General features: G+C 69.8%; 9 protein-coding genes and 1 pseudogene. 6 read left to right on the top strand and 4 right to left on the bottom strand.

The window, feature by feature from the left end; translation table 11 throughout:
* Nucleotides 1–8: 8 nt before the first annotated feature.
* The gene (locus tag E4A48_RS12540; protein WP_039007448.1) at nt 9–1,103 is read right to left on the bottom strand and encodes an OmpA family protein; all 1,095 of its coding nucleotides are present in this window, start codon (nt 1,101–1,103) and stop codon (nt 9–11) included.
* 273 nt (nt 1,104–1,376) lie between these two features.
* Nucleotides 1,377–2,288 (bottom strand): annotated as a pseudogene (locus E4A48_RS12545) (LysR family transcriptional regulator).
* A gap of 157 nt (nt 2,289–2,445) precedes the next feature.
* On the opposite strand from E4A48_RS12545, the gene E4A48_RS12550 reads away from it, so the two are divergent.
* From E4A48_RS12550 to E4A48_RS12570, 5 genes are all read left to right on the top strand, one after another.
* Nucleotides 2,446–3,621, top strand: coding sequence for an MFS transporter (locus tag E4A48_RS12550; RefSeq protein ID WP_052235060.1), 1,176 nt, complete (start codon nt 2,446–2,448; stop codon nt 3,619–3,621).
* Nucleotides 3,618–4,895, top strand: coding sequence for an SGNH/GDSL hydrolase family protein (locus tag E4A48_RS12555; RefSeq protein ID WP_142742527.1), 1,278 nt, complete (start codon nt 3,618–3,620; stop codon nt 4,893–4,895). The genes E4A48_RS12550 and E4A48_RS12555 overlap by 4 nt, the downstream gene beginning before the upstream one ends.
* A gap of 40 nt (nt 4,896–4,935) precedes the next feature.
* On the top strand, nt 4,936–5,970 hold the full coding sequence (locus tag E4A48_RS12560) for an aldo/keto reductase (RefSeq protein WP_039007453.1): 1,035 nt from the start codon (nt 4,936–4,938) through the stop codon (nt 5,968–5,970).
* A gap of 70 nt (nt 5,971–6,040) precedes the next feature.
* Entirely contained in the window at nt 6,041–7,066 is a 1,026-nt protein-coding gene (locus E4A48_RS12565) for a zinc-binding alcohol dehydrogenase family protein (RefSeq protein ID WP_142742528.1), read from the top strand.
* A gap of 523 nt (nt 7,067–7,589) precedes the next feature.
* Nucleotides 7,590–9,638: an NADPH-dependent 2,4-dienoyl-CoA reductase gene (locus E4A48_RS12570; protein ID WP_039007458.1), complete on the top strand. Its 2,049-nt coding sequence runs from the start codon at nt 7,590–7,592 to the stop codon at nt 9,636–9,638.
* A gap of 6 nt (nt 9,639–9,644) precedes the next feature.
* Here the strand turns inward: E4A48_RS12570 and E4A48_RS12575 are convergent, their stop codons facing one another.
* Complete coding sequence (locus E4A48_RS12575; protein ID WP_058196751.1) at nt 9,645–9,929, bottom strand: Rap1a/Tai family immunity protein; 285 nt, start codon at nt 9,927–9,929, stop codon at nt 9,645–9,647.
* Nucleotides 9,930–10,142: 213 nt separating this feature from the next.
* Here E4A48_RS12575 and E4A48_RS12580 point away from each other — a divergent pair, with 213 nt between their 5' ends.
* Nucleotides 10,143–11,462 (top strand): MFS transporter, encoded by a 1,320-nt coding sequence (locus E4A48_RS12580; RefSeq protein ID WP_142742529.1) that lies wholly within the window; start codon nt 10,143–10,145, stop codon nt 11,460–11,462.
* Here E4A48_RS12580 and E4A48_RS12585 read toward each other — a convergent pair.
* Nucleotides 11,431–12,552 (bottom strand): ROK family transcriptional regulator, encoded by a 1,122-nt coding sequence (locus tag E4A48_RS12585; protein ID WP_058196753.1) that lies wholly within the window; start codon nt 12,550–12,552, stop codon nt 11,431–11,433. The two genes, E4A48_RS12580 and E4A48_RS12585, sit on opposite strands and share 32 nt — an antisense overlap.
* Nucleotides 12,553–12,583 lie beyond the last annotated feature (31 nt).

The raw sequence follows: 12,583 nt of genomic DNA on the forward strand, positions 1-12,583 counted from the left end.
GCGTCCGATCAGTTCTGGACGTTCAGCTCGGTACGACGGTTCTTCGCACGGCCTTCCGGGTTGTCCGAACCATCCGGGTTGGTGTTCGGCGCAATCGGGCGGCTCTCGCCGTAACCGATCGGACCGACCAGACGCGAAGCGTCCACGCCGTTCTTGGTCAGGTAGTCATACACGGTGGTCGCACGACGCTCGGACAGCTTCTGGTTGTAAGCGTCGGTACCCTTCGAGTCGGTGTGACCGGCAACCTCGACCTTCAGGTCGGGGTAACGCTTCAGGATCTCGGTGGCTTCGCTCAGAATCGCGATCGCGTCCGGACGCAAGGTCGACTTGTTGAAGTCGAAGTTCACGCCCTTCAGGTCGATCGACACCGGCACCGGGCAACCATCCGGACCGATGGTCTGGCCAGGCTGGGAGGCCGGGCACTTGTCGTCGCAGTTGTTGACGCCGTCGCCGTCGTCATCCAGATCCGCACAGCTCGGGGCAGCGGTCGGAGCCGGAGCGGCAACCGGGGCAGCCGGCGGCGGGCCGAGCGGGATCACGACGCCGACCGAAGCCAGCACGTCGCCGAACCAGTTCTCGGACGGAGCGGCAACGCTCTTGTCGTCGAAGTCGGCGCGGTAGGCCACTTCGGCACGCACGGCGACGCGCTTGTCGAAGGTGGTCTGCAGACCGACGCCGGCCTTGGCGGCAAAGTTGCCGTCCTTGCGCTGGCCCGGGGACACGGCGCCGCCGGTGTCGAACTCTTCTTCCGAACGCTGGTAGCCCAGACCGAACAGCAGGTACGGATTCCAGCCACGGCCTTCCTGGATGAAGTGGCGACGCAGGTCGAACGAGATGCCGTACTGGCTCCAGTTCAGGTCCTGGTTGGCATCGAAGTTCGGGTTCTGATAGTTCAGTTCACCGTCGATCGACCAGTTCGGGCTGACGAACTTGCCCAGACCCAGGGTGACGAACGGGGCGTCGTTGGTCAGACGGTCGTTGTCCTGGAAGTTGAAGCCGGCCGAACCGGTCAGGTACCAGCGATCGTCGAATTCCTGTGCGGACGCTGCCTGGGCGACGGCCAGACCGCCGAGCAACGCGGCGGTGAGAATTTTCTTGTTCATTAATACAGCTCCTTGTTTCGGGGATATAAAAACCGATAGGGCATGGTTCAGTACAGATGTCTCGTCACATCCAGACGGCCGTTCCGCACGCCATCGCCGCGCACATTATGCTCGGCATGGTGAAGACGGCGTTAACGGGCGCGTAACATGTGAAACCCACGACCAGCCCCTCGATGGTCGTGGATACACCCTATACAGCTTCATGAAATGATGCAATGCGAGGTGCACAAGCCGTGCGCGCTTGTAGACAGATGCCCAGATGGCGCGGGATTCTCACTGCAGACGCTCCCAGGGCGGCGGATCGGCGAGCTGAATCTGCATGAATTCGACGAAGGCGCGCACCCGCGGCGGCACCAGCCGGCGCTGCGGCATCACCGCGTAGATGCCGGTTTCGGCGAGCGCATACTGCGGCAGGACCTGGCGCAGGCGCCCGCGGCGCAGGTCCTCGGCCACGTGCCATACCGAATGCAGGGCGATGCCCTGGCCGTTCAGCGCCGCATCGCGCAGCACTTCGCCGAAGTTGGATTCCAGCGGCCCGCCGACCTTGACCGCCACCTCGCCCTCGGCGCCGTGCAGCTGCCAGGTGTCCTGGCGGCCTTCGGCGCCGGTCAGCAGCAGGCAGGCATGCGCGGACAGGTCCGCCGGGGTGGCCGGTTCGCCGTGGCGGCGCAGGTAGTCGGGAGCGGCGCACAGCACGCGGCGATTGCCGGCCAAGCGCCGCGCCACCAGGCTGAAATCGCGCAGCGCGCCGATCCGGATCGCCAGGTCGAAGCCCTCGCTGACCAGATCCACCACGTTGTCGCTCAGGTGCACGCTCAACCGCATCTGCGGATATATAGAGCCATGAACTGCGGCAGGAGCGGCGACACGTACTGGCGCCCGAACGAGGCCGACAGGGTCACCCGCAAGGTGCCGGCGGCGCTACGGCCGGCTTCGCGCAGGCGGCCGGCCAGCGACTCCAGGCCCTCGACCAGCGCACGGCCCTGTTCGGCCAGCTGCAGGCCTTCGGGCGTGGGGTGCAGGCGCCGCGTGGTGCGGTGCAGCAGACACACGCCGAGATCGCGCTCGAGCCGCTGCAGCCGCTGGCTGGCGACCGCCACCGACAGGTCCAGGCTGCGCGGCGGCGCTGATCGAGCCCAGGTCGAACACGCGCAGGAACAGCGCGATGTCGCCGATCCGGTCCATTTTATCGATTTCATTGAAAGTCACTCAACATCTTGCCAGTTTGTGTTGATAAAGCGGGGCCATAGGCTGTGCTCGTCCCGCCTTCCGGAATCCGCCATGCCCCCCGTCCCCAGCGCCCTCGCCCAACGCCGGGCCAGCGCCGCGGCTGCCGCTCGCCGTGTTCGCGCTGACCGGCGGCGCGTTCGGCATCGGCAGCACCGAGTTCGTGATCATGGGCCTGCTGCAGGTCGCGGTCGACCTGCAGGTCAGCGTGCCCGCTGCCGGGCGGCTGATCTCCGGCTATGCGCGGGGCGTGTTCGTCGGCGCGCCGCTGCTGACCGTGGCCAGCCGGCGCTGGCCGCGCAAGCGCGTGCTGGTGGCGCTGATGCTGGTGTTCACCGCCGGCAACCTGGCCTGCGCGCTGGCGCCGGACTACGCCACGCTGATGGCGGCGCGGGTGCTCACCTTGCTGGCGCACGGCACCTTCTTCGGCGTCGGAGCGGTGGTCGCCACCGGGCTGGTGGCACCGCAACGCAAGGCCTCGGCAATCGCGACCATGTTCACCGGGCTCGCCGTCGCCACCCTGCTGGGGGTGCCGGCCGGCGCCTGGCTGGGCCTGCAGTTCGGCTGGCGCGCGACGTTCTGGTCGGTGGCCGCGATCGGCCTGCTGGCCACTGTGGTGATCGCCGCGCTGGTCCCGGCCAGCGACGACGCCACGCCCGCACCGCCGCTGCGCGCTGAACTGCACGCGGCCGGCCGCGCGCCGGTGCTGCTGGGGCTGGCCACGACCGTGCTCGGCTATGCCGGCGTGTTCACCGCCTGCACCTACATCCAGCCGATCCTGACCCGGGTCACCGGCCTGGCCGACGGCGCGGTGTCGCCGCTGCTGCTGGTGTTCGGGGTGGGCATGATCGTCGGCAACGTGCTCGGCGGACGCCTGGCCGGCCGCCATCCGCGCCACGCCTTGCCGCTGACCCTGGGCCTGTTGGCGCTGGTGCTGGCGGCGCTGGCCTTCGCGCTGCGCTCGGCGCCGGCGATGACGCTGGGGGTCGGCTTGCTCGGGGTGGCAGCGTTCGCCACGGTGGCGCCGCTGCAATTGTGGGTGCTGGGCAAGGCCGGCGACGCCGGACGGCATCTGGCGTCGAGCCTGAACATCGGCGCGTTCAACCTGGGCAATGCGCTGGGCGCCTGGCTCGGCGGACTGGTGATCGGCCATGGCGGCAGCCTGGCGCAATTGCCCTGGGCGGCGCTGGTCACCGCGGCCGGCCTGGCGGTGGCGCTGCTGGCGCTACGGCTGTCGCCCGCATTCGAACCTGCGCCTGCGGCGGCCTGCGCCGCGGGCGGTGCGGCGTGAGCCGGCAGCACCTGCAGCAAGCAGCCCTGGCCGGCGCCTTGCTGGGCACGCTCGCGTTGCCGGCCGGCGCCGGCGAGCGCGACTGGATCGCGACCTGGCAGGCGAGTCCGCAGCCGCTGTGGGCCGCGGACTTCCCGTTCCCAACCCAGACCCCGTTCAACCTGTGGCGGCAGACCGTGCGCCAGGTGGCGCGGGTCAGCCTGGGCGGCGAGACGGTGCGGGTAGAACTGTCTAACGCCTACGGCCGCGCGCCGCTGCAAATCGGCGCCGCGCACCTGGCGCTGGCCGGCGACGGTGCGGCGATCGTGCCTGGCTCGGACCGTACGCTGCGCTTCGGCGGGCAGCAAGGGGTGACCATCCCGCCCGGCGCGCCGGTGCTCAGCGATCCGGTCGCACTGAGCGTGCCGGACCTGGCCCGGCTCAGCGTCAGCCTGTATCTGCCGCAGCCGACCGCGCCGTCCACCTTCCACTGGGAAGGCCTGCACAGCGTCTGGCTGGCCGCAGGCAATCGCACCGCGGATGCGGCGCTGGACGATGCCACGGCGCTGCCGGTGCGGCTGTTCGTCAGCGGTATCCAGGTGCGCCGCGCCGACGCCGCCGGCGCGGTGGTGGCGCTGGGCGATTCGATCACCGACGGCGCCGCGTCCACCCCAGGTGCAGACCGGCGCTGGCCGGACCAATTGGCCACGCGGCTGGCGCCGCAGCGGGTGGCGGTGCTCAACGCCGGCATCTCCGGCGGCCGCGTGCTGCGCGACCGGATGGGCCGCAATGCGCTGGCGCGGCTGGATCGCGACGTGCTGGCGCAACCGGGGGTGCATACCTTGGTGCTGCTGATCGGCATCAACGACATCAGCTGGTACGCCACGCCGTTCGCGCCGGACGATGCGCCGGTCTCCGCGCAGGAGCTGATCGCCGGCTACCGGCAACTACTGCAGCGTGCGCAGGCGCGGGGTCTGCGCGTGATCGGCGCCACACTGACCCCGTTCGAGCGCGCATTGCCGGACACGCCAATCCACGGCTACCACAGCGCAAACAAGGAGCACGTGCGCCAGCAGGTCAATGCATGGATACGCGACGGCAACGGTTTCGATGCGATCATCGATTTCGACGCCCTGCTCCGCGACCCCGCGCACCCCACCCGCATGCTGCCCGCGTTCGATTCCGGCGATCACCTGCACCCCGGCGACGCCGGCTATGCCGCCATGGCCGAGGCCGCCGCGCGCGTGCTCGGCAACGCGGCCGACACGCATCGCGATGCTGCTTCGCCACGCTGATCGCCTCTCCCTTCCGTTCCCCCGCAAAGGAATCTCCACCATGGAATACCGTCATCTCGGCGCCTCCGGCTTCAAGGTCCCTGTCCTCAGCTTCGGCACCGGCACTTTCGCCGGCTCGAACGACTTCTTCGCCGCCTGGGGCAACTCGGACGTGGACCAGGCACGGCGCCTGATCGACATCTGCCTGGAGGCCGGGGTCAACCTGTTCGACAGTGCCGACATCTACTCCGGCGGCGCCGCCGAATCGGTACTGGGCGCGGCGATCAAGGGCCGCCGCGACCAGGTGTTGATCTCGACCAAGGCCACCTTCCGCTTCGACCCGGACGATCCGAACAGCGTCGGCTCCTCGCGCTTCCACCTGCTGCGCGCGGTCGATGCCGCGCTCAAGCGCCTGGACACCGACTACATCGACCTGTTCCAGTTGCACGGCTTCGACGCGAAGACGCCGGTGGAAGAAACCCTATCCACGCTCGACGACCTGGTCCGCGCCGGCAAGATCCGCTATCTGGGCGTGTCCAATTTCTCCGGCTGGCACCTGATGAAGTCGCTCGCGGTGGCCGACCGCCATGGCTGGTCGCGCTACGTCGCCAACCAGACCTACTACTCGCTGATCGGCCGCGACTACGAGGAAGAACTGATGCCGCTGGGGCTGGACCAGGGCGTCGGCGCGGTGGTGTGGAGTCCGTTGGGCTGGGGCCGGCTGACCGGCAAGATCCGCCGCGGCAAGCCGTTGCCGGAAAGCAGCCGGCTGCACAACAGCAAGGTCACCGAGGCCGGCCCGCCGGTGGAGGACGAGCGCCTGTTCCGGGTGGTCGACGCGCTGGACGCGATCGCTGCCGAGACCGGCAGGAGCGTGCCGCAGATCGCGCTGAACTGGCTACTGCAGCGGCCCACAGTGAGCAGCGTCATCATCGGCGCGCGCAACGAGGCGCAGTTGCGACAGAACCTGGGAGCGGTCGGCTGGAACCTCGACGCCGCGCAGGTGCAACGGCTGGACGCGGCCAGCGCGGTGGTGCCGCCGTATCCGTACTGGCATCAGCGCGGCTTCGCCGAGCGCAATCCGCGGCCCGTCTGAGCCGAATCCGCCGCGCGCCACCGCAACCGCAACGCACTCCGACAATCGATTCCGCACTCCTGGAGACACCATGAAAGCCGTCGCCCTGACCCGCTACCTGCCGATCGACGATCCGCAGTCCCTGTTCGATACCGACCTGCCCACCCCGCCCGCGGCCACCGGCTTCGATCTGCTGGTGCGGGTGGAGGCGGTCTCGGTCAATCCGGTCGATACCAAGGTGCGCGCGCCCAAGCCGCAGGTGGAAGCGCAGCCCAGGGTGCTGGGCTACGACGCTGCGGGCGTGGTCGAGGCGGTCGGCGCCGATGTCGAGGGATTCGAACCAGGCGACGAGGTCTATTACGCTGGCGACATCACCCGTGCCGGCAGCAATGCGCAGTGCCAGTTGGTCGACGCGCGCATCGTCGCGCGCAAGCCGGCAACGCTGGATTTCGCGCAGGCCGCAGCGCTGCCGCTGACCACGTTGACCGCCTGGGAACTGCTGTTCCAGCGCATGCCATTCGACTTCGACGACGCGCGCAACCGCGGCCGCCGGCTGCTGGTGATCGGCGGTGCCGGCGGGGTCGGTTCGATCGCGATCCAGCTGGCGCGGCATGCCGGCTTCGAGGTCATCGCCACCGCCTCGCGCCAGCAGACCCGCGACTGGTGCCTGCAGCTGGGCGCGCAGCACGTGATCGACCATCGCCAGCCGCTGGCGCCGCAGTTGCAGGCCTTGGGCATCGAACAGGTGGATGCGGCATTGAACCTGGCCGACACCGACCGCTACTGGGACGCGCTCGGCGAACTGGTCGCGCCGCAGGGCCATGTCGGCCTGATCGTGGAACCGGCCGGCGCGCTGCGCATCGGCGATCCGTACAAGGCCAAGTGCATCGGCATTCACTGGGAAATGATGTTCGCGCGGGCGCGCTTCAAGACCGTCGACATGATCGAGCAGCACCGCATCCTGGCGCGCGCCGCCAGCCTGATCGACGCCGGCGCGTTGCGCACCACCCTGACCGAGACCCTGGCGCCGATCGACGCGGCCAACCTGCGGCAGGCGCACCAGCGGCTGGAATCCGGCAGCACCATCGGCAAGCTGGCGCTGGTTGGCTGGGGCTGAGCGGCAAGCGCAGCAGTTGATCGGACACTGGCGTGATAGCCCTGCTTGCGCGCGCTGCGGTCATTGGCCCTCCCACGACCGTGCGCCAGCTCCGCTGTTGCTCCTGCTGTTGCTGTCGCCTTTGCTTTGCTTTTGATCTACCGGGTCCCCTCAGCGCGGCAGACCGGGCGGGCGAATACCCGAAGGGCGGCGCGCAGGATGCGCGGCGTTTTTCGTTGGCACAGCGATGTGCCAATGCCCGTTGGGGCTGCGGACCCGGAGCGCGCTGCGGGGTGTGCTTGACCAGCCTTCGGCTGTGGTAAAGCGCTTCTTTTGGTTACTTTGATCAGCCTGCGGCTGCTGAGGAGCGCTTCTTTGCACAAGCAAAGAAAAGTGACCCGCGCCACCGGAAGCTGTTGCTCTTGCTTTAAAGCTTCAAAATCCCTGTGCCAGGACCAAGACAATGGCAAAGGCAACGCCCCTCTTGCCGTAGCCCGGGTTTCGCGCCACCCTGCGCGATTCCGTACGCAAGCGTATCCAAGCCATGTCGCCCGCCTCCGGCCAGCCTGACCCCTCATCCGCTGCCTACCCGCACCTGTTCGCCCCGCTCGACCTGGGCTTCACCCAGCTGCGAAACCGGGTGCTGATGGGCTCGATGCACACCGGCCTGGAGGATCGCGCGCGCGACTTCCCCAAGCTGGCCGCGTATTTCGCCGAGCGCGCCGCCGGCGGCGCCGCGCTGATCGTCACTGGCGGCTTCGCGCCGAACGTGGTCGGCTGGCTGAAACCGTTCGGCGGCAAGTTGTCGTGGCCGTGGGAAGTGCGCCCGCACCGGCAGGTGACGCGCGCGGTGCATGCGCACGGCGCCAAGATCTGCCTGCAGCTGCTGCATGCCGGGCGCTACGCCTACCACCCGCTGTCGGTGGCGCCATCGAAGCTGAAGGCGCCGATCAACCCGTTCACGCCGCGCGCCTTGTCCGCACGCGGGGTCGAGCGCCAGATCGGCGCCTATGCGCGCGCCGCACGGCTGGCGCGCGAGGCCGGCTACGACGGCGTGGAAGTGATGGGCTCGGAAGGCTATCTGATCAACACGTTCGTGGCCCCGCGCAGCAATCGTCGCGACGATGCCTGGGGCGGCGACGCGACCAGGCGCATGCGCTTCGCGGTGGAGATCGTGCGCCGGATCCGCGAGGCCTGCGGGCCGGACTTCATCATCATCTACCGGCTGTCGCTGGTGGACCTGGTCGAGGACGGCAGCGACTGGCAGGAGATCGTGGCGCAGGCGCAGGCGATCGAAGCCGCCGGCGCGACGCTGATCAACTCCGGCATCGGCTGGCACGAGGCGCGTGTGCCGACCATCGCCACCTCGGTGCCGCGCGCCGCGTTCGCCGGCGTCACCGCCAAGCTCAAGCCGCACGTACGGGTGCCGCTGATCGCCACCAACCGCATCAACATGCCCGACGTGGCCGAGCGCATCCTCGCCGGCGGCGGCGCCGACATGGTGTCGCTGGCGCGCCCGCTGCTGGCCGATCCGCAATGGCCGAACAAGGCGCGGCGCGGCCAGGCGCAGGCCATCAACACCTGCATCGCCTGCAACCAGGCATGCCTGGACCACGTGTTCGAGAACAAGACCGCCAGTTGCCTGGTCAACCCGCGCGCCGCGGCCGAAACCGAACTGAACTACCTGCCCACGGCGGCGCCCAGGCGCATCGCCGTGGTCGGCGCCGGCCCGGCCGGACTGGCCTGCGCCACGGTCGCCGCCGAACGCGGCCACCACGTCACCCTGTTCGACAGCGCCGCGGAGATCGGCGGCCAGTTCAACGTGGCCAAGCGCATTCCCGGCAAGGAAGAATTCCACGAGACGCTGCGCTATTTCCGCCACCAGCTCGAGGCCACCGCCGTGGACGTGCGCCTGCACACCACCGCCGATGCGGCGCTGCTGGCCGGTTTCGACGACGTGGTGCTGGCCACCGGTATCGTGCCGCGCGCGGTGGATTTCCCCGGCGCCGATCATCCCAACGTGGTCAATTATCTCGATGTGCTGCAGGGCCGGGTGCAAGCGGCGGACCAGGTCGCGATCATCGGCGCCGGCGGCATCGGTTTCGACGTCGGCGAGTTCCTGGTGCATGCCGGCGTATCGACCGCGCTGGATCCGGCGCGTTGGATGGCCGAATGGGGCGTGGATCCGCAGTTCGAGGCGCGCGGCGCGTTGCGCAAGCCGCAGCCGGAAGCGCCGGCGCGCAAGCTGTGGCTGTTGCAGCGCAGTGCAGGCCGTCCGGGCGCGCGCCTGGGCAAGACCACCGGCTGGATCCACCGCGCCACGCTCAAGGCCAAGGGCGTGACCATGCTCGGCGGGGTCGAGTACCTGGGCATGGACGACGCCGGCCTGCGCATCCGCGTGGACGGCACCGAGCAGTTGCTGCCGGTCGGCACCGTGGTGGTCTGCGCCGGCCAGGAACCGCGCCGCGACTTGCACGCTGCGCTGCAGGCGGCCGGCCGCAAGCCGCACCTGATCGGCGGCGCCGACGTCGCCGCGGAACTGGACGCCAAGCGCGCCATCGCCCAGGGCAGCCGCCTGGCGGCGCAGTTGTAGGCGCGCCTACCTGAGCCAGGGAAAGGACGCGCGCAACGCCTGGATCACCGCGATCGAGGCGCGCTGCTGCAATTGGGCCGGCGGCAACGCGCTGAGCGCGGTGTCCACGCGATCGGCCAGTTGGTGCCGCAGCACGCCGCCGCGGGCGCACCACTGCACGCCTTCGGCGCGATCGGCGACGCCGGCGATGCAGAACGTCGCCGCTTCGCTGGCCTGGTGGCGACGGCGTTCGGCCAGTTGCGGTTCCAGCACGGCAACGGCATCCGGATCGCCCTTGAGCAGTTGCAGCAAGTGCGCCCCGGATAGCTGATGGACATCGGCGTTCGATGTCCGCGCAGGCGCAGCCAGCACAGGCCTCGCGCCGCAAGCCGCGCGAACAGGAACGAAATGCGCACGGACATGGACACCTCCCGGATGGCTCGAGCCACTATCCCCGACCCTAGCAGGCACCGATCGGCACGCCTGGACTTAGTGCTGTCGCATCGCGCCGCTATAAGGCGTCAGATGCACCGGACGCCGCCCGCCACCCCGCCGCCATTGCCCGCGCTGCCGCACAAAGCGCTGGCGGCGTATGCCTGCGCGCATTTCGGCAAGAGCCTGCTGTGGTACGCCAGCGAACTGCTGCTGATCTATTCGTTGACCGAACACGCCGAACTGGGCGCGGCCGCCGCCGGGCTGGTGCTGGCGCTGGGCCTGCTGGTCAGCGCAGCGATTGGTCTTGTCGCCGGCTGGAACCTGCGCCGGCGATTGCGCGAGGTGACCAGTAGCGGGCACCTGCAATGGCTCGGCCTGAGCGCGGCGGCGCTGGCGCTGCTGCTGGTGTTCGCCGCGCCGCTGCTGCCGGCGCTGCTACGGCTGGGCTACGTGCTGGTGCTCAGCCTGCTGTTCCGCATCGCCTACGCCGTCTGCGACGTGGCGCAGAACACCTTGCTGAGCCTGGTGCGTTGGCCATGGCGCGGTTATGACGGTGCCAGCGCGTTGCGTCTGGCCGGCAGCGGTATCGCGGCGCTGCTTGTCAGTGCGATGGTTGGCGCGATGCTGGCGCGCGGCACCGGCGGCGCGGCCTTCGCACTGCAGGCCAGCGCCCTGTTGGCCGCAGTAGCTGTGTCGTGCGCATGGCAGCTGCGACGCGCGCTACCGCGCGATGGCGCGCCGCTTCCGCGCACCACAGCCGGTACGCCGACACACACCGCGCCGGCGCCGCGCTGGCGCGCGATTCCCTGGCAGCCGCTGCTGCTGATCGCAGCGATCTCGTTGACCCTGCCCGCCTTCACCAAACTGGCACCGTACGTGGCCGCCTACGGCTTGCTGTCGCCAGGTTGGGGCAGCGCGGTACTGATCGCCTATGCGCTGGGGTCGGTGCTGGTGCAGCCGCTGGCGGCGCGGTTGGGCCGGCGGCATTCGCCGCAACAACGGCTGGCCTGGCTCGGCGCGGCACTGCTGCTGAGCGCCCCGCTGTTCGCGCTGGCGCTGCCGGCAAAGCCGCAGCTGAGCCTGCTGGCGGCAGCGTGGATCGGCGCGATCGGCGGTAGCAGCGGCCAGCTCGTCTGGGCCTGGCATGCGCAGCTGACCGCCGAACGCGGGGTCGCCCAGCACGCGCTGTGCTTCGCTGCGCTGGTCGCCAGCGCACAGGTGGCGCTGGCTGCCGGCATCGCCGTGATCGGGCTGCTGTTGGGCGCGGTGGACTACCGCCAGAGCCATTGCCAGCTGCTGCGCTGGGCGATGGCTGCCGGTCCGCTGGCCTGCGGCGCGCTGTGTCTGCTGCTGGCACTGCTGGCAGAGCGCCGCCCGCTCAGGCGAAGAAAGCTCGCTGCAATGGCATGAGCGCCGCGCCCAGGGTCACCGCATCGCCAGCAGTACCCGCGATGCGCAGTTCCGGCAGCGGCGGTGCCAGCCCATGCCGGTTGGGTGCACGCGGGATACGGATGCGTTCGATCAGACGCTCGCCGATCGGTGCCGGCAGGCGTCCGCCGATGACGATCGCCTGCGGATCAAGGGTGTAGGCCAGGTGCGCGCACAGCTGCGAGAACGGCGCTTCGGCCAGCGCTAACCAGGCGTCCACCCCCGGGCTGTGCGGGCCGATGTCGCCCAGCATCTGTTCGACGCTGGCGTAGTCCTGCCCGGCCGCGCGGGCCAGGGCCAGCAAGGCGTCCAGGTTCGGATAGGCCATGCCGGCGACGGTCCAGATGCCGCCGAACTCGCCGGCATTGCCGCGATGGCCGCGGAATAGCCGGCCGTCGGCGATGATGCCGCCGCCGAAGCCGTTGGTCAGGTGCAGGTAGGCGAAGTCGCGGCAGTCGCGGCCGACCCCGTACAGGCTCTCGGCCACCGCCGCTGCCGCGCCGTCGTTCTCCACCGTGACCGGGCAGCCCAACGCCTCCTCCAGGATCGGCCCCAACTCGACCTGGGTCCAGTCCTCCAGCGCCGGTGGCCCGGCCATCTGCTGGCCCTGGCCGGTGAAGAAGGCCGAGATCGCCATGCCCGCGCCGACTACCCGCGCCGGATCCACGCCGGTTTCGGCAAGCAGTTCCTCGCGGAACCGCAGCAGCTGCGCCAGCACCGGCGCGCGCCGCATGTCGGTCAGGCCGACGCGGCGCTGGCCGCGCACGGCGCCGGCGAAATCGACCAAGGCCAGCGCCACCACGTCGCCCATCAGGCCGATGCCGAACGCGTAAGCGTAGTCAGGCGCCAGGCGCACATCGACGCTGGGGTTGCCGCGACCCTCGGCGGCGCGCGCGCTGAGCTGCACCATTCTGTCCTGCACGAAGCCCTGCAGCAGGCGTGCGACCGTGGGCTGCGACAGGCCCAGTTCGCGACTCAGCGCCGCCTGGGTCTGCACCCCGGCCTTGAACACACGGTCAAGCAATTGACGGCCACCAGCGCTGACGCGCGGCAGGGAATCGGCATGGGGCATGGGACGAGACGGACCCGAAGTGGCGATGCCG

Source organism: Xanthomonas translucens pv. cerealis (genome assembly GCF_006838285.1).
In the GTDB taxonomy this organism is placed as follows: domain Bacteria; phylum Pseudomonadota; class Gammaproteobacteria; order Xanthomonadales; family Xanthomonadaceae; genus Xanthomonas_A; species Xanthomonas_A cerealis.